Origin of the sequence: Rhodobacter sp. NSM, assembly GCF_052244495.1 — a bacterium.
Classification (GTDB): Bacteria; Pseudomonadota; Alphaproteobacteria; order Rhodobacterales; family Rhodobacteraceae; genus Cereibacter_A.
The window spans coordinates 12,811-28,604 of sequence record NZ_JBQPXH010000024.1 but is presented as its reverse complement, the minus strand read 5'-3'; the positions used below and the strand labels follow the sequence as shown (position 1 = coordinate 28,604).

At 67.5% G+C, this 15,794-nt stretch carries 20 protein-coding genes and 2 pseudogenes; 19 read left to right on the top strand and 3 right to left on the bottom strand.

Going from position 1 to position 15,794, the window contains the following annotated elements; genetic code table 11:
* Positions 1-91: pseudogene (locus ACTVZP_RS21025) on the top strand (transposase); the annotation flags it as partial.
* Between the two features lie 103 nt (positions 92-194).
* Here the strand turns inward: ACTVZP_RS21025 and ACTVZP_RS21020 are convergent.
* Positions 195-1,030, bottom strand: a pseudogene (locus ACTVZP_RS21020) (transposase); the annotation flags it as partial.
* Positions 1,031-1,229: 199 nt separating this feature from the next.
* Positions 1,230-2,024 carry a class I SAM-dependent methyltransferase gene (locus ACTVZP_RS21015; RefSeq protein WP_443214110.1) on the bottom strand — a complete coding sequence of 265 codons (795 nt, stop codon included), beginning with the start codon at positions 2,022-2,024 and terminating at the stop codon, positions 1,230-1,232.
* 405 nt (positions 2,025-2,429) lie between these two features.
* On the opposite strand from ACTVZP_RS21015, the gene modD reads away from it, so the two are divergent.
* The 6 genes from modD (at position 2,430) to ACTVZP_RS20985 (ending at position 5,786) form a co-directional block, all read left to right on the top strand.
* The gene (gene modD, locus ACTVZP_RS21010; protein ID WP_443214109.1) at positions 2,430-3,263 is read left to right on the top strand and encodes a ModD protein; all 834 of its coding nucleotides are present in this window, start codon (positions 2,430-2,432) and stop codon (positions 3,261-3,263) included.
* Between the two features lie 80 nt (positions 3,264-3,343).
* Positions 3,344-3,607: a BrnT family toxin gene (locus tag ACTVZP_RS21005; RefSeq protein WP_443214108.1), complete on the top strand. Its 264-nt coding sequence runs from the start codon at positions 3,344-3,346 to the stop codon at positions 3,605-3,607.
* Entirely contained in the window at positions 3,594-3,809 is a 216-nt protein-coding gene (gene brnA, locus ACTVZP_RS21000; protein ID WP_443214107.1) for a type II toxin-antitoxin system BrnA family antitoxin, read from the top strand. The genes ACTVZP_RS21005 and brnA overlap by 14 nt, the downstream gene beginning before the upstream one ends.
* A 94-nt stretch (positions 3,810-3,903) precedes the next feature.
* Positions 3,904-4,314, top strand: a complete 411-nt coding sequence (locus ACTVZP_RS20995; RefSeq protein WP_443214106.1) for an ArsC/Spx/MgsR family protein — start codon at positions 3,904-3,906, stop codon at positions 4,312-4,314.
* A 320-nt stretch (positions 4,315-4,634) separates the two neighbouring features.
* Positions 4,635-5,222, top strand: a complete 588-nt coding sequence (locus ACTVZP_RS20990; RefSeq protein WP_443214105.1) for an exopolysaccharide biosynthesis protein — start codon at positions 4,635-4,637, stop codon at positions 5,220-5,222.
* A gap of 186 nt (positions 5,223-5,408) precedes the next feature.
* Entirely contained in the window at positions 5,409-5,786 is a 378-nt protein-coding gene (locus ACTVZP_RS20985; protein ID WP_443214104.1) for a NifB/NifX family molybdenum-iron cluster-binding protein, read from the top strand.
* A 195-nt stretch (positions 5,787-5,981) separates the two neighbouring features.
* Here ACTVZP_RS20985 and ACTVZP_RS20980 read toward each other — a convergent pair whose 3' ends face one another.
* Positions 5,982-6,323: a carboxymuconolactone decarboxylase family protein gene (locus ACTVZP_RS20980; protein WP_443214103.1), complete on the bottom strand. Its 342-nt coding sequence runs from the start codon at positions 6,321-6,323 to the stop codon at positions 5,982-5,984.
* A 400-nt stretch (positions 6,324-6,723) separates the two neighbouring features.
* Here ACTVZP_RS20980 and ACTVZP_RS20975 point away from each other — a divergent pair, with 400 nt between their 5' ends.
* From ACTVZP_RS20975 to ACTVZP_RS20920, 12 genes are all read left to right on the top strand, one after another.
* Positions 6,724-7,080, top strand: a complete 357-nt coding sequence (locus ACTVZP_RS20975; RefSeq protein WP_443214102.1) for a TA system antitoxin ParD family protein — start codon at positions 6,724-6,726, stop codon at positions 7,078-7,080.
* Positions 7,077-7,664 (top strand): zeta toxin family protein, encoded by a 588-nt coding sequence (locus ACTVZP_RS20970; protein ID WP_443214101.1) that lies wholly within the window; start codon positions 7,077-7,079, stop codon positions 7,662-7,664. Before ACTVZP_RS20975 ends, ACTVZP_RS20970 begins: the two co-directional genes overlap by 4 nt.
* 332 nt (positions 7,665-7,996) lie before the next feature.
* Positions 7,997-8,884 carry a M10 family metallopeptidase C-terminal domain-containing protein gene (locus ACTVZP_RS20965; RefSeq protein WP_443214100.1) on the top strand — a complete coding sequence of 296 codons (888 nt, stop codon included), beginning with the start codon at positions 7,997-7,999 and terminating at the stop codon, positions 8,882-8,884.
* Positions 8,885-9,202: 318 nt separating this feature from the next.
* Positions 9,203-9,817: a hypothetical protein gene (locus tag ACTVZP_RS20960; RefSeq protein ID WP_443214099.1), complete on the top strand. Its 615-nt coding sequence runs from the start codon at positions 9,203-9,205 to the stop codon at positions 9,815-9,817.
* Between the two features lie 67 nt (positions 9,818-9,884).
* Positions 9,885-10,316 carry a hypothetical protein gene (locus tag ACTVZP_RS20955; protein WP_443214098.1) on the top strand — a complete coding sequence of 144 codons (432 nt, stop codon included), beginning with the start codon at positions 9,885-9,887 and terminating at the stop codon, positions 10,314-10,316.
* 253 nt (positions 10,317-10,569) lie between these two features.
* Positions 10,570-10,812 carry a hypothetical protein gene (locus ACTVZP_RS20950; protein ID WP_443214097.1) on the top strand — a complete coding sequence of 81 codons (243 nt, stop codon included), beginning with the start codon at positions 10,570-10,572 and terminating at the stop codon, positions 10,810-10,812.
* Positions 10,813-11,066: 254 nt separating this feature from the next.
* Positions 11,067-11,558 carry an RrF2 family transcriptional regulator gene (locus ACTVZP_RS20945; protein ID WP_443214096.1) on the top strand — a complete coding sequence of 164 codons (492 nt, stop codon included), beginning with the start codon at positions 11,067-11,069 and terminating at the stop codon, positions 11,556-11,558.
* 254 nt (positions 11,559-11,812) lie between these two features.
* Entirely contained in the window at positions 11,813-12,166 is a 354-nt protein-coding gene (locus tag ACTVZP_RS20940; RefSeq protein ID WP_443214095.1) for a hypothetical protein, read from the top strand.
* 53 nt (positions 12,167-12,219) lie between these two features.
* Positions 12,220-13,215, top strand: coding sequence for a sulfate ABC transporter substrate-binding protein (locus ACTVZP_RS20935; RefSeq protein ID WP_443214094.1), 996 nt, complete (start codon positions 12,220-12,222; stop codon positions 13,213-13,215).
* A gap of 1 nt (position 13,216) precedes the next feature.
* Positions 13,217-14,050: a sulfate ABC transporter permease subunit CysT gene (cysT, locus tag ACTVZP_RS20930; RefSeq protein WP_443214093.1), complete on the top strand. Its 834-nt coding sequence runs from the start codon at positions 13,217-13,219 to the stop codon at positions 14,048-14,050.
* A gap of 3 nt (positions 14,051-14,053) precedes the next feature.
* Entirely contained in the window at positions 14,054-14,929 is an 876-nt protein-coding gene (gene cysW, locus ACTVZP_RS20925) for a sulfate ABC transporter permease subunit CysW (protein ID WP_443214092.1), read from the top strand.
* Positions 14,930-14,940: 11 nt separating this feature from the next.
* Positions 14,941-15,660: a sulfate/molybdate ABC transporter ATP-binding protein gene (locus ACTVZP_RS20920; RefSeq protein ID WP_443214091.1), complete on the top strand. Its 720-nt coding sequence runs from the start codon at positions 14,941-14,943 to the stop codon at positions 15,658-15,660.
* Positions 15,661-15,794 lie beyond the last annotated feature (134 nt).

Below are 15,794 nucleotides of genomic sequence, written 5' to 3'. Positions count from 1 at the left end.
AGATGTCAGGCGGCTGATGACGATCCCGGGTGTCGACATGGTGGTGGCGGTCGGGGTCATGGCAGCGATCGGTTGCGTGAGCCGCTTCGCATCGGCCATCGTCACACTCATTGCTACCTTACTCCTTGTAGCATGAGCAGATTTTCTCTGGGTCGATACATGACGGCCATCGCGCCGATGACCAGCAACCGTCAGATATCGTTCTGGCCCATCTTGGACACACGGCCGAGGCGTTCCTTGCCACCGGTCGAATTCTGTCGTGGCACCAGCCCGAGCCAGGCAGCAAAATCCCGGCCTGATCGAAACTGCTCCAGCGGCGGGGCGAAGCTGCGGATGGCGATAGCCGTGACCGGCCCCACGCCCGGCATGGTCCGGAGCCGTGCAACGTCCGGGGTCTGTGCAGCTACCTCGTTGATCCGCCGCGTCAGGTGAATGAGACGCTCGGAGAATGCATTGATCCTCTCGAGCATTTCTTCGCAGAGTTCGCGCGCAAGCGCCGGCAGTCAAGCGCCGGCAGTGATGTGGCCTTGTCCGCGACAATAGTCGCCAAGCGGCTGATGTTCTGCATGCCGACCGGAGCAACCTGGCCAAACTCGGCGAGGAAGGCACGAAGCGCATTCACGGTCTGGCTGCGCTGGCGGACGAGTTGGTCGCGAACGCGAAACAGCATGCAGCGGGCTTGCGCAGCTTCGTTCTTCGCTTCCACAAACCGCATGGTCGGGCGCAGAGCAGCCTCGACGATCGCTTCTGCATCGGCCATGTCATTCTTCTGGCGCTTCACGAAAGGCCGGACATAGCCCGGCGCGATCAAGCGCGGTTCATGGCCTTGCAGCTTCATCGCCCGAGCCCAGTGATGGGCGCCACCGCAAGCCTCCATGGCCACGACACAAGCAGGCTGCGACGCCATGAAGCGTTGGAACTGCGTCCGGGTCAGCTTCTTGCGAAAAACAACAGAGCCATCGGACGCCGCACCGTGGAGATGGAAGACGTTCTTTGCAATATCGACCCCGACGATTGTAACCTCAGTCATGGATGCCTCCTTCCCTTTCCTTGAGCCTCAACCATCAAGGTTTGGCACATTGCGATGCCGCCAGGGAGGGAGGCATCCACCCCATCACCTTGGCACATCGATGCCGTCGGGGGGCGGTCACATCATCAACGCCGAACGGACTACTGAAACATCGGCTTTCGCGCGCTAGATCAAACGCTTCGCCATTCTTCAAGCCGGACTAGCTCGCTGAAATTTTCCAGAACCTTCGCTTTCTCCATCCGCCCAAGTCGCCATCATCCCTTGAAATCCAGTCGTATACAAACTGATTGCCAACGTTTAAGTCTGATGTTGTGACCATTTGAGGTCTAAATCCATTCTCCTTCGCGATGCGCTCGACAAATGCAGCGGATGGCCGGCTCCCTGTTCCATGCATCGCTTCTTCAATGACGTCCTTTCTCTCCTGTACAAGTTCAATTCTCATAGGATCGCTGCTGTCGCACACAACGGTTTCCAAAACCACTTCATTCGCCATTGAAAAGCAGCGTGCCAGATGCTTCTCAACATCAGGGATGTGATATAGCAGGCCAAAGTGAATAATCATGTCAAACTTGCCGAACGTAGTAAAATCCTCCTCCAAATCAAAAACTTCCACATTAAAATTGCAAACATTTCGATGTTTTAAGCGCGCTATTTGGGCTGTGTCGTTGCGCCCTTCGAGGCACAAGACTGATGCTCCAAGATCCGCAAAGAAGGCGCCAATATCACTTAAGCCACTGCCCAACTCAAGAACGCGCTTTCCTAAAAACCACTCCGGGCCGTATAATTCAAGAATTTTGTTTATTCGCTTTGTTCGCCAATGTGCGTAACTAATGGCGTATACCGCATGATGGCTTGTTGCTAGATGCATCGTCACATGGCGATCAACTGGAGACATATGCGCCGTATTGACGATGAGTTCGAAACGTTCGAAGCGATCAGGAAGGCGATACATATGCTTAAAGTGCCGCCAAGCTGTTCGAAGCTTATTAATCATTGGTTTCCCGAGCTCCAGAGAGCAAAAAAGATCGGCCTTTAATGCAAAATTAATAGATCATTGTGCCGGGTCTGCCGGCCTGCGGCTTGAATATGAACAGCGTGGATGGTGAACAGGCGGGCCAATTCTGTCAAGTCGGCATATGCACCCAAGCCACTGCGGCTTCCGCCTTTCCTGGCCAAGGCCGCTACCGTCGCAAGCCGGACAGGCCTGTTGCTGTGCTACCGTGCCGCAGGACGTGCGCATGCGACGGCCCATCTGGCCTGTCGCCCCTATGTTGCTGAATAGGAAACACTTTGTGGAGTGCGGTCTGCATCCCGCGCCCGCCGCCGGCGGATTGGCATGGCTCGCGCTACCCGCATCATAGCGCTATTCACTCGAACTATATATCGGAGGATCCAGCCCATGTTTCTCATCGACGACCAAGCGCTCCTCGCCATGATGCGTGAGGACGTGCCCTATGGCGACCTGACTACGCGTTCGCTCTCATTCGGAGCGGTGCGGGGGCATATCGTCATGGCGGCACGCGATTCGATGGCGCTCTGCGGGGTCGAGGAGGCCGCCCGGATGTTTGAGCTTCTCGGCTGCGCGGTGGATGTGGCGGCGCCCTCGGGGACCGCGCGGGCGCCGGGCGAGCTGATCCTCGGGGCCGCGGGTCCGGCCGAGGCGCTCTTTGCAGGCTGGAAGGTGGCGCAGACGCTGATGGAATGGGCCTCGGGTGTGGCGAGTTCGGCCCGCGCCATCGTCGGGGCCGCCCGGGCGGTCGAGTCCGGGGTGGTGGTGGCCTGCACCCGCAAGGCCGTGCCGGGTACGCGGGCGATGGCCTTCAAGGCAGTGGCGGCCGGCGGCGCCACGATCCACCGGGCCGGGCTTTCCGACACGGTGCTGGTCTTTCCCGAACACCGGGCCTTCGCGGCGGGCTGCCTCAAGGGCCAGCTCAAGCGGCTGCGCGCGGCCTGCCCCGAGAAGAGCCTCGTGGTCGAGGTAACAGGCCATGACGAGGCGCTGCAGGCGGCTGAATGGGGCGCCGACGTGGTGCAGCTCGAGAAGTTCGCCCCCGAGGCGGTGGCGCGCGTGGCCGAGGCGCTCGCGGGCTCCGCAGTGACGCTGGCCGCGGCGGGGGGCATCCATCCCAGCAATGCCGCGGCCTATGCCGGCGCCGGTGCGCAGGTGCTGGTCACCTCCGCGCCCTATCACGCGAAGCCTGCGGATGTGGCGGTCACGCTAACCCCCGCCTGATCGGGGCAGGCGGAAGGGACGCGCCCCTCCGGAGTTCGCGGCCTCCTTGATTGGATATAGTTTTCATACCATATTTATCCATGGACTTCGAATACGATCCCGCCAAGAGCGCGGCCAACCAGGAGAAGCACGGCATCGACTTTAATGAGGCCCGAGCCCTGTGGTCCGATCCATGGCTGCTGGAGGTGCCTGCGAGGACCGAGGATGAGCCGCGCTTCCTCTCCATCGGCAGGATCGATGGCAGGCACTGGACAGCCGTCTGGACCCGCAGGGCTGACAGGGTGCGGATCATCTCGGTGCGCCGATCCCGGAACGAGGAGATCAGACATTATGAAGGCAACTGAATTCGATGCGAAGTTCGACGCCGGAAAGGACGTCGGTGCGGATATCGACTGGTCTAGGGCCAGGCGGCCGAATGATCAGGTCAAGCGCGTGAACGTGGACTTCCCCACCTGGGTGGTCGACGGCCTCGACAGGCAGGCGCGCCATCTCGGCGTCACGCGCCAGTCCCTGATCAAGATGTGGATCGCCGAGCGTCTGCAGTGAAGAGCGGGACGCTCGTGGGCCTTCCGGTGTTTTTCGTCGAGGGGCCGAATGCGCGGTGGGACCGGTCGAACGGAACGACAACAGGGAGCGGCGGATGGCCGAGGTGATCTTCTATGAAAAGCCGGGCTGCGTCGGCAATGCGCGGCAGAAAGCGCGGCTCAGGGGTTCCGGCCACCGGCTCGAGGTGCGCAGCCTCATCGCCGAGGAGTGGACCGCCGCCCGGCTGCGGCCCTTCTTCGGCACCCGGCCGGTGGCGCAATGGTTCAACGCCGCGTCGCCGCGGATGAAATCGAGCGAGGTGGTGCCCGACCGGCTCGACCCCGAGGCGGCGCTCGCGCTGATGGTGGCGGATCCGCTGCTGATCCGGCGGCCGCTGATGCAGGTGGGCGAGCAGTGCGAGGCAGGCTTCGACGAGGCGCCGATCGCGGACTGGATCGGCCTCGCCCCCGCGGAAGTGGCGGTGACAGACGCCTGCCCGCGCATCCCCGACGGGACGGCCTGCTGAGGAAGGGCAGAGGCCGGTCCTCGCGGCCCCGTGCGGTCGCCGAGGAGCCGGGACTTGGACTGCCGCAATAAATGACTGCGCCGGATGGGCGGGGCCTTTGGGACGCGGTGCCTGAAGGCGGCACCCCGCCTGCCGCCCTTGCTGCGGAAGGAAGCCGGGGGGCCGCCGATGGGCGATGCGGGCGGCGCGCCCGACGCCCGGGGCAGGAAGATCCCGCAACGTCATCGGCCCTTCCGGTGCCATTGCAGCCCCTCCGCAGGAACCCTGCCTGCTCCGCATCGTTGCCGCGGGAACCCCGGGAAAGGGATGGCGGTAGAGAGATGGCCGAACGCACAAGGGCACTGAGCGACGTCCTGGACGAGCTGGAGGGGGCGATCCATGACAAGGACATCGCCGTGCAGGAGATCGTCGAGCGGCTCGGCGACCGCTCCTTCGCCTCGCTGATGCTGGTCTTCTCGCTGATCTCCACTTCGCCGGCGAGCGCCATCCCCGGCATCACCGCGACGGTGGCGATCATCGTCTTCATCCTCGCCGTGCAGATGATCTTCGGGCGCCGGAGCGTTTGGCTGCCCGGGATCCTCACCCGGCAGCGGGTGTCGAGCTCGATGCTCTGCAAGGGGATCTCCTGGCTGCGCCGGCCGCTCCACTTCATCGAGCGCTTCCTGGGCGCGCGGCTCACCTTCCTCGTCCACCGGCCCTGGCTCTTCCTGCCGCTCGGCTGCATCCTGCTGCTGACGCTGGTCATGCCCTTCATGGAGGTGATCCCCACCTCGGGCTCGATCGCCTCGGCCGCCATCGCCCTCTTCGCGGCAGGGCTGCTGACGCGGGACGGGGCGCTGATCCTCGTCTCGCTGATCCCGCTCTCGGCGGTGCCCTTCATGATCTGGCAGGTGGGTTTCGGCGCCTGAGCGGCCCCTCCCCCATCCGTTCCCACTCTGCTGGCCGCACACTGGTCGGCTGCCCGCTCCCTTGAGCCTTCTGTGACCGGGTCACAGACCGCCTTTCCGGAACGCGGCAGGCTACGGGCCGCGGCGGCGCGGGCTGCCGCCCGATCCGGCGGCGGGCTGCCGCCGGCTCCCTTGAAAGGTTTCCTGATGCGCATCGCCGTGGCCAGCCAGAACTTCCGCACCGTGACCCCGCACGCGGGCAAGACCCGCCGCTTCCTGATCTTCGAGGTGCCCGTGGGAGGGCCCGCGCAGGAGGTCGGCCGGCTCGACCTGCCGAAGGAGCTCTCGATCCACGAGTTCCGGGGCGAGGGCCCGCATCCGCTCGACGGCGTCGAGGCGGTGATCGCGGCCAGCGCAGGCGAAGGCTTCGTCCGCCGGATGGCCGCGCGCGGCCTCCTCGCGGTGGCCACCGCCGAGAGTGATCCGGCGCGCGCCGCTGCCGGTCTCGCGGCCGGCCGGCTGGCCCCGGCAGGGGCGCACGACCATGCGGAGGAGGACGGGGAGGGCTGCGGTTGCGCTGGCTGACGCGCCGGCGCCAGACCGGGGCGCATGGGTCGGAAACCGGAATTCCGGAAACCGGCGGCGCGACGGCCCCTGAAACCGGAAGCCCCGGAACCCGGGGCCTTGATCGGACGTCCGGAAACCGGCAGCCCGGAGGGCCGAGGGGCGTGATCCCTCGGGAACGAGGGGAGGGGCGGGAAAGCTCCCGCCCGAGGCCCGTCAGCCCTGCGCGGCGAGTTCGTCCCAGCAGGCCAGCGCCTTGGCCGCATACATCATGCCGGGGCCGCCGCTCATCTGGATCGACATGGCCAGCACGTCGGTCAGCTCCTCGCGGCTGGCGCCGGCCTTCATCAGCGCCTCGACATGGAGCACGATGCAGGGCTCGCAACGCTGCACGAGGGCCATGCCGAGCGCCACGAATTCCTTTTCTTTGTGGCCGAGGACGCCGCTCTCCTTCACCGCCTTCGAGAGCGCGCCGAAGCCCTTGGTCTGCTCGGGCGCGGCCTTGTAGAGCGAGCGCAGCTCGTCGCGGATGTCGTCGATCTTCTCTTTGTAGCTCATGGATCCTGGTCTTTCCGGTGGATCCGCCCGGAAGCGGGCGGAAGGACTTGGGCGGCTTCTCCGGGCGAGAGGCCGGCCCGCCCCTCCCTCTCCCGAGGAGGATCCGGGCCGGTCCTCCCATGGGAGAGGACATGGGCGCGCGCCCTCTTACGCAGGCCCCCGGCCTCGCGTCAGTGACCATGTCACGCAGGGGGCGAGCCATGATGCCTCACCCTCCCGCCTGTCCGGGCGCTGGGTGTCCATGGCGCCGACCCCCTCGATGCGCGCCTCGGGCAAGGCGGACCCTCTCCCGAACGGGCAGGGAAGGCCGCATGTGCCGGTGGCGGCTGCCCCACATTGGTCCCGACCTTGATCTGAAGGTAGCATTTTGCTACCTTGCGACCGACAGAGGAGGCGACCCATGGCTCAATCCGTGAAGCTGGCCGATGACATCATGGCCCTCGTCCGCCGCGAGGCGGAGCTGAACAGCCGGTCCGTGGCCGGCCAGATCACCCACTGGCTCAGGATCGGCCGGGCGATCGAACAGTCGGGCAGCTTCGACCATGCCCGCATCGTCGCGGCCCTCGAGGGCAGGCGCGACACGACCCGGCTGAGCGAGGGAGAGGAGGCCGCCTGGCTTGATGCCTTCACCGAGAAGATGGGACGGCCCTCGGAGGCCGAGGAGTCCTTCTTCGCCCGGCGCCAGGCGCTCGGCCGGGGCGTTGGCCTCGATGCCGGCGGCAACCTCGTCCACGCCGGGACCGACACCGCCGCATGAGGCCGAGCCTCGTCCTGCTCGCCGGACCCAACGGCGCCGGCAAGTCGACCCTCTACCGGACCCGCGTCGCCCCGAGCTTCGCGAGTCCCTTCATCAATGCGGACATCATCCAGCGCGACGAGCTTCGGGATCCCTCGCCGGAGGCCTCGTACGAGGCCGCGAGGATCGCCGGGGTCCGGCGCACCGAGATGCTGGAAGCGGGCCGGAGCTTCGCCGCCGAGACCGTGTTCTCGCACCCGTCCAAGCTTGATCTCATCGAGGCTGCCCTGGGGCGCGGCTACCTCGTCATCGTCATGCACGTGGGCGTCGACGGTCCCGATCTCTCCGTGGGGCGCGTCAGGGCCCGCACGGGGGAAGGCGGGCATGACGTGCCCGAGGACAAGATCCGTGCGCGCTACGAGCGCAGCCAGCCCCTCATCCGGCAGGCGGTGCTGGCGGCCGATCGCGGCATGGTCTTCGACAACTCCCGCCTCAACCAGCCTCCGCGGCAGATGCTCGTCTTCGCAGCCGGCCGGCTGGTGAAGGCCGACCCGATCCTGCCCCGGTGGATCCTGACCGCCTATGCCGCCGATCTCGTGATCTGACCGCGCCTGCGCTCCGGGGACGGGATGTCCGGCGAGCGTGCCCCGGAGACGATGGCGTCCTGGAGGGAGGTCTGCCGGCAGGCATGAAGCCCCGGGCCTTCGCAGCAAGGAGGCCGGCCCCCCGCCTCTCCGGCTGGCCCGAGCCGGAAAGCGCTGCCAAAACCGCTCAGGTTGAAAAAGACCCTCCAGCCGTGGTGGCCTGCCACGGAAAGGACGCAGCTCCGACACGCACCGGTCCAGATGCGGCGACAGGGTCCGCAAACGTCCGTTTCCCTCCGGAAACGGGCGAAAAGGACGGAAGGCCGGGGAATCCGGCCGCAGGAAGGCATCACATGGCAAACATATTTTCCTATGTCGGGCTGAACATGGATCAGCTCGATCTCAATCGGATTGATCGCTTCGGCACCTACGCCGAATTTCTCGACAATGTTTACGCGAGCTTCAACGGCATCACCTACCGGGACGTCTTCGTGGCGGACTGGGTCGAAGGCGGGACGGAATACGGCAGCCTCTTCGGTGGCCAGTCGATCGGCTATTCCAACGCCACGGACCGCATCACCGGCGGGACCGTGACGGCCTATGTCGAGGTGGCCTACTCCGGCTCCTCCTACCGGCCGCTCTGGGGCATCGAGCGGGCCTCGGTCTCGGCGGTCGCGCTCTACAATGCGGGGCTGACCCGCGCGACCTCGGACGACCAGAGCCTCCTGCGCTCGATCCTCGGCGGGGCCGACCGGTTCGACCTGTCGAACATGGCCGATCTCGTCCGCGGCCATGCGGGCAACGACACGATCCTTGGCCGCGGCGGGAACGACCGGCTCTATGGCGGGACGGGCAACGACCGTATCGACGGCGGCACCGGGTCCGACCTGATCTGCGGCGAGGCGGGGCGCGACCTCCTGCAGGGAGGCGACGACCGGCAGCGCGACGTCTTCCTGTTCCGCTCGGTGGCCGACAGCCGCCCCGGCAGCAGCCATGACACGATCCGCGATTTCGTCCACGGGATCGACGACATCGACCTCCGGGCAATCGACGCCCGATCCGCGGCGGGCGATCAGGCCTTCGCCTTCAGCGGCAGCACGGCCCGGGCCTGGTCGGTCTGGTGCGTGGACACGGGCGACGACATCCTCGTGCGGGCCGACGTCACCGGCGACCGCCGGGCGGATTTCGAGATCCTGGTCTCGGACGTGGACCGGCTGAGCGCGAGCGACTTCCTGCTCTGAAGAGGGCCTGCGGCGCCCCCGCTGCCCTGGCCGGGATCGCCGGCATCCGGGACCGGAAGGCCTTCCGGTCCTCTTCGCCGGGCAGTTGTGCATTATCGGTATCCGAGGCCGGATACCGCTCGATCCCGAAATGTTCGTCGGCTTTATCGGAATGGGGAGCGCTGGCCGCCTCCCCTTTCCCCTCCGGCTGATGCGCCTCGAGGGCGCGGGGGCTGTCGGCTCCACCGGCGCGCTGTTGGCGACGCGCCGCTGGATCCGGACGCCCCAAGTGAGGGTGGAGACGGTGGTGGCGTTGATGGTCCCACACGGAGTCACCCGATGCTCGACGCTTCTCCTCTTCCGCCGTCCGCCGCTAATGCGGATCTTCCTTTCCTGCCGCCGGTTTCGCCTGATCCGGCGCTCGTCCCTGCTGACTGGCGCCAGACGCTGGCAGTTGGCGATATCGTCAGCTTCCGCTTCCCCGTTGAAGATGTGGAAAACGTGCCGCCGAAGAAGCGGCCCTGCCTCGTCCTCGAGGTGGAGCCCACGGATAGTGTCCCGCGCATCACGCTCGCTTACGGCACCACGGTCGTGAGTGGGCGCAATCGCGGCTACGAGGTGCGCATAGCCAGTTCGGTGGCCTGCGCCGCGGCAGGACTACACAGGCCCACGCGCTTCATCGGACTGCGGCGGCTCGCTGTTTCGGCCGATCATCCCGGCTTCATCGTCTCGCGCGAGGCCGGAACGCCGAAGATCGGCCGGCTTGCCGGTACCGGGTTCGAGCGGCTCCAGGCCGTCCGCGCCCGCATCCATGCTGAAGCCGACATTGCGGCCGACCAGCGGGCCGAGCGCCGCCGCGAGGTAGCGGAGGAACGCGCAAGGCGCAGTGAGGCGCCGAAGCGGTCATTTGTGGTCGAGACCATCCGCTCCCGCCGCGTCGCCTCCGAGCGCTGATTTCTTCCGCACATTCCGCGGGCAAGGCGACACCCTGCCCGCGCTCCTTCATACACAAGGACTCGTCATGAACATTCCGACCACGATCCCCGCGCAGAACAACCACCGCGTCATCCACTTTTCGGGCGACGCTCCGCGCCCCGACTTTGAGCGTCTCGAGGAGCTTGCCGCCGATGGCGTCGCTGCCGCACGCCGGGCGATGGCGCTCGTGGCGCTGCTGCCCACCCACCTCTTCAACCCGCTTCAGGAGCAACTGAAGATGTTGTCGCCTCACATCAGGCGTCGCCGCCTGCTTAGCGAGCGCGCGTGGGAGGAACTCCAGCTGTTCGTCGGAGAACTGGTCCGACTCCAGCCGCAAGGTCCGGACGAGGGGGCGGAGCCCGTCGCCGAGATCGGCCGGCTGATGCGCGATGCGCTTGACGCGTCGCACCGTGTGGCCGACCTCGTCGCCGCCGAACGTGAGATAGCCTGGCTTCGCGGGGTCCGGGAGGTGGAATGACCGGGATTTCCTGCTGCGCTGCTCGGCCCGGTTTCCGGGCCGGCGCGTCCCGCGGCGCGCCGGGACGCACGCCCCGCGATCCTGCCTGCAACCCGGGCGGTTGAAGCGGGGGATCCGGCCCCTATATTTCATCCAGCTTCCCGAGGCCCTGCGCTTTCGGGAGAAGCTGGACGAAAAATCCCTTCATTAGATGAAGCATGGCGGTGGTTTCCCGCCCAACGACGCGGCAGGCGCCGCCAAGAGAAAGAAGATCATGGCACTTGAATTCGACATCATGACCGGGAATGGACCGGTCGAGGCAAAGGGAACGGTGGACGGCATGCTGCCCTTCCACTTCGAAGATCACGGCGATCACTGGATCGCCCGGATCGGCCGCCACTGGCAGCATACCGAGCCCCAGCCCGCGGCCGCCGGCACCCAGCCCATCGCCGACGCGCGGCGCAACATCTATCGCGCGGTCGCCCTCTTCCGGAGCCAGGCCAAGCGCCTCTCCTGAAGTCCTGGGCGGCTGCCCCTCCGCCCGGAGCGGCCCGTAGGACATCCTCCGACGGACCCTTCCGCGGTCCGGTGGCCGAGGCTTTTCCGCATAGAGGCGACGTTTCAGGGCGGTCCCGGCATCCTGCCTGGCTGTCTGCCTGCGGCGCAACTTTCCCCGGGGCGTCCCGGCGGTCCCGCCTGCTTTCCCCTGAAAACACGACCGATCCGATGATCTTTCTTGTGATCGTGCCGCCCGGCCCATAGGTTCGGGACATGATCACCCAGAAGATGAAATACGCGCTGAAGGCCCTCATGGTCCTTGCCGAGGAACGCACGGGCGAGCGGCGGCCCCTGCGGATCGAGGATATCGCGCAGCGGTCGGGCACGCCCAAGCGGTTCCTCGAGCACATCCTGCTCGACATCCGCAACGCGGGCTACATCGCCAGCACGCGCGGGCGCTCGGGCGGCTACCTGCTGATCAAGGAGCCGGCGCAGGTGCCGCTGAGCGAGCTTCTGCGGATGATCGACGGGCCGATCGCCCCCCTGCCCTGCCTCTCGCGCCGCTCCTACCAGAAATGCGACGACTGCACCGACGAGGCCTCCTGCCGGATCCGCAAGGTCTTCGCCGAGATCTTCTGGTCCTACCTGGTGCTGATCGACTCGCTCACGCTCGCCGACCTCGTGGGCGTGCCGGCCGCGGCCGAGCAGATACTCGCAGCCCCCACCCGGCCCTCCTCCGACTCGGATTCGGCCGCCGGTCTCTGAGCGGAACGGCCGCCTTCGCCTCTTTTCCAGGCAGGCAGGACGCGGGAAGGTCCGCTCCGCAGCCGTCGCGGCATGTCCTTCAATTAGCTGAAAAGCAACGTGAAAAATGTCCGCCGGCAGGTCGTGTCGGCTCCGGGGAATTTTCTTCCCCGGAAACACGACAAGACCAGTAGATATTTTCTGTTGCCATACACGACTTCTCCTGTCGTAATTGTCGGGACGGAAACAGCCCGTCGACAGCGAAGGAGACGACCATGGAAGCGAGAGCGATCGAGAGCCGTCCACCCGCAGGGTTCGGGCAGAGGGAGACCCGCGAGGGCGAGGCCGGCCACCTCCGGCGGGGCCGTTTCGAAGAGGCCGCCCGGACGGGCGGACGGGGCGACTTCGGCCGAAGGGCCCGACTGGCCGCCCCGCAGGGTCCGGTCTGGAGCCTGCATCTCGTCCACCGCGAGACGGGCGAGGTGCTGCGGCTGAACGGCCTGCCGCTGGTGATCTACACGCGGGATGCGGCCGAAGGGCTCGCCTCGCTGCTCCGGAACCGCGACCCGCAGCTCTGGCGGGCCGAGATGACGCCGGTGGGCGGCCACCCGCGCGACCCGCGCCCCTGAGGCCGGACAGGCGCCGGCCCGAGAGGCCGGCGGATCCTCGACAGGAGAGACAGATGACCCGTTCCCTTCCCCGCCTCGCCGCAGCCGGTATCGCGCTGGCGATGGCCCTCGGCGCCCCCGCGCGGGCCGAGACCCTTCTGAACGTGAGCTACGACCCCACGCGCGAGCTCTACCGCGACGTGAACGAGGCCTTCGCCCGGGCCTGGGAGGCTGAGGGCCACGAGGCACCCGAGATCGAGACCAGCCACGGCGGCTCGGGCGCGCAGGCGCGGGCGGTGATCGACGGGCTCGATGCGCAGGTGGTGACGCTGGCGCTCGCCTCGGACATCGACGCGATCGCGGCCAGGTCGGACAGGATCCCGGCCGACTGGCAGGGCCGGCTGCCGCACAATTCCTCGCCCTATACCTCAACCATCGTCTTCCTCGTGCGGGCGGGCAATCCGAAGGGGATCGCCGACTGGGGCGATCTGGTGAAGGAGGACGTGCAGGTCATCACGCCCAATCCCAAGACCAGCGGCGGGGCGCGCTGGAACTACCTCGCGGCCTGGGCCTGGGCCGAGAAGAACGGGCAGGATCCGAAGGCCTTCCTCCATGACCTCTATGCCCATGTGCCGGTGCTCGACACCGGCGCGCGCGGGGCCACCACGACCTTCGTGCAGCGCGGCCTCGGCGACGTGCTGCTGGCCTGGGAGAACGAGGCCTGGCTCGCGTTGGAGGAACTCGGGCCCGACCGGTTCGAGATCGTCGTCCCCTCGCTCTCGATCCGGGCCGAGCCGCCGGTGGCACTGGTCGAGGGCAATCTCGCCTCGGACGGGCAGCGCGAACTGGCCCGCGCCTACCTCGATTTCCTCTACACGCCCGAGGGGCAGGCGCTGGCCTACAAGCATTATTACCGCGCCTGGGACACATCGGCCGCCGATCCTGCGGATGTGAAGCGCTTCCCGGACCTGCAACTGGTCGACATCGGCCACTTCGGCGGATGGGGCAAGGCGCAGCCCGAGCACTTCGGCGACGGCGGCACCTTCGACCAGATCTACGAGGCGAAATAGGATGCGCGCCCTCCGCGCCCCCTCGCCCCTGCCGGGCTTCGGCCTCGCCATGGGGATCACGCTGACGGCGCTCTCGCTCGTCGTGCTGCTGCCGATCGGCGCGCTCCTCCTCCGGGGGGCGCAGATCGGACCCGCCGATGTGGCGGCGCTGCTTGCGCGCGAGCGGGTGCAGGCGGCGCTGGCGCTCTCGTTCCGCGCGGCGCTCGGGGCGGCGGCGATCAACCTCGTCTTCGGCCTGGCGCTGGCCTGGGTGCTGGCGCGCTACCGCTTTCCGGGCCGCCGTCTCGTCGATGCGGCGGTCGATCTGCCCTTCGCCCTGCCCACCGCGGTGGCGGGCATCGCGCTCACCGCGCTCTATGCGCCGAACGGGGCGATCGGGCGGCTCCTTGAGCCCTTGGGGATCCGCGTGGCCTATACCGAGGCCGGCATCTGGCTCGCGCTGATCTTCGTGGGCCTGCCCTTCGTCGTCCGCTCGGTCCAGCCGGTGATCGAGGAGATCGACCGCGAGGTCGAGGAGGCCTCGGCCACGCTCGGCGCCTCGCGGGCGCGAACCTTCGCCAGGGTCATCCTGCCCATGCTCGCCCCGGCGCTGCTCACCGGCTTCGCCCTGGCGCTGGCCCGCGCGGTGGGCGAATACGGCTCGGTCATCTTCATCGCGGGCAACCTGCCGATGCAGACCGAGATCGCCCCCCTCCTCATCGTCATCCGGCTCGAGGAGTTCGACTATGACGGTGCGGTGGCCATCGCGCTTGCCATGCTCGGCATCTCCTTCGCGCTCCTCTTCGCCATCAACCTCGTCCAGATCTGGAGCCGGCGCCGCATGGGCGCGGTCTGAGCCATGACGCATTTCCCCCTCTCTCCCGCCCGCCGCCTGCCCCGCGCCGCCACGGCCGAGCCCGCCTGGCTGCGCCGCCTGCTGATCGCGGGCACGCTCGGGCTTCTCGCGCTCCTCGTGCTGGCGCCGCTGGCCGCGGTCTTCGCCGAGGCGCTGCGCGAGGGCCTTGCCGCCGCCGTGACCGCCCTCGGCAACCGCGACGCGCTGGCCGCGATCCGCCTCACCCTCACCGTGGCCGCGGTGGCGGTGCCGCTGAACGCCGCCGCGGGCCTCGCCGCCGCCTGGGCCGTCACCAAGTTCGACTGGCGCGGCAAGGCGATCCTCATCACGCTGATCGACCTGCCCTTCTCGGTCTCGCCGGTGGTGGCGGGCCTCGCCTTCGTGCTGCTCTTCGGGGCCAATTCCGCGCTCGGCGCCTGGCTCGTGGCGCAAGGTTATCCGATCGTCTTCGCGGTGCCGGGCATCGTGCTCGCCACGCTCTTCATCACCTTCCCCTTCGTCGCGCGCGAGCTGATCCCGATCATGACCGAGCAGGGCCGCGCCGAGGAGGAGGCGGCGCTGACCTTGGGCGCCTCCGGCTGGCGGACCTTCCTGACCGTGACGCTGCCCAACATCCGCTGGGCGCTGCTCTATGGCGTGCTTCTGTGCAACGCCCGCGCCATGGGCGAATTCGGCGCGGTGGCGGTGGTCTCGGGCAAGATCCGCGGCAAGACCACCACGATGCCGATCATGATCGAGATGTTCTACAACGAATATCTCTCGGTCGCTGCCTTCGCGATGGCGGCTTTGCTGGCAGCCCTCGCCCTCGTCACGCTCACGCTGAAATCGGCGCTGGAATGGCGCTATGCCGACCAGCTCGCCGCCACCCACCGCCATTGAGGAGAGGCCTCGTGCATATCGAGATCGACGAGATCGCCAAGTCCTTCGGCCCCACCACCGCGCTCCACCCCGTGAGCCTCTCGATCCCCTCGGGGGCGCTGATCGCGCTGCTCGGACCTTCCGGTTCAGGCAAGACCACGCTCCTCAGGATCCTCGGCGGGCTCGAGTTCCCCACCTCGGGCCGGGTGCTCTTCGACGGGCAGGATGCGACGGGCCTGACGGTGCAGGAGCGGCGCGCGGGCTTCGTCTTCCAGAGCTACGCGCTCTTCCGCCACATGACCGTCTTCGAGAACGTGGCCTACGGGCTGCGCGCCCGCCCGCGCCGCAGCCGGCCCACCGGGGCCGAGATCGACCGCCGGGTCCACCGGCTGCTCGGGCTGATCCAGTTGCCCGACATCGCCCGCCGCTACCCGGCGCAGCTGTCGGGCGGCCAGCGCCAGAGGGTCGCCCTCGCCCGGGCGCTGGCGATCGAGCCGCGGATGCTGCTCCTCGACGAGCCCTTCGGCGCGCTCGATGCCCGCGTGAGGAAGGAACTGCGCCAGGGCCTGCGCGACATCCACGACGAGACCGGCCTGACCACCGTCTTCGTCACCCACGACCAGGATGAGGCGATGGAGCTCGCCGACCTCGTCGTGGTCATGTCGATGGGCCGGATCGAGCAGATCGGCCGCCCCTCCGAGATCCGCGCCCGGCCCCGGACCGAGTTCGTCCGCCAGTTCCTCACCGCATGAGCCGGAAGCCGCAGGCCGCCTCCTCCGGGTCCCGGCGTCCGGACGGCTTCCGCCCAGTCCCGGCCTGACCGGATCCTCGCCCGCAGAAGCGGGACGGGTGACCGAACGATGCCCGCGATGACCATATCCGCATG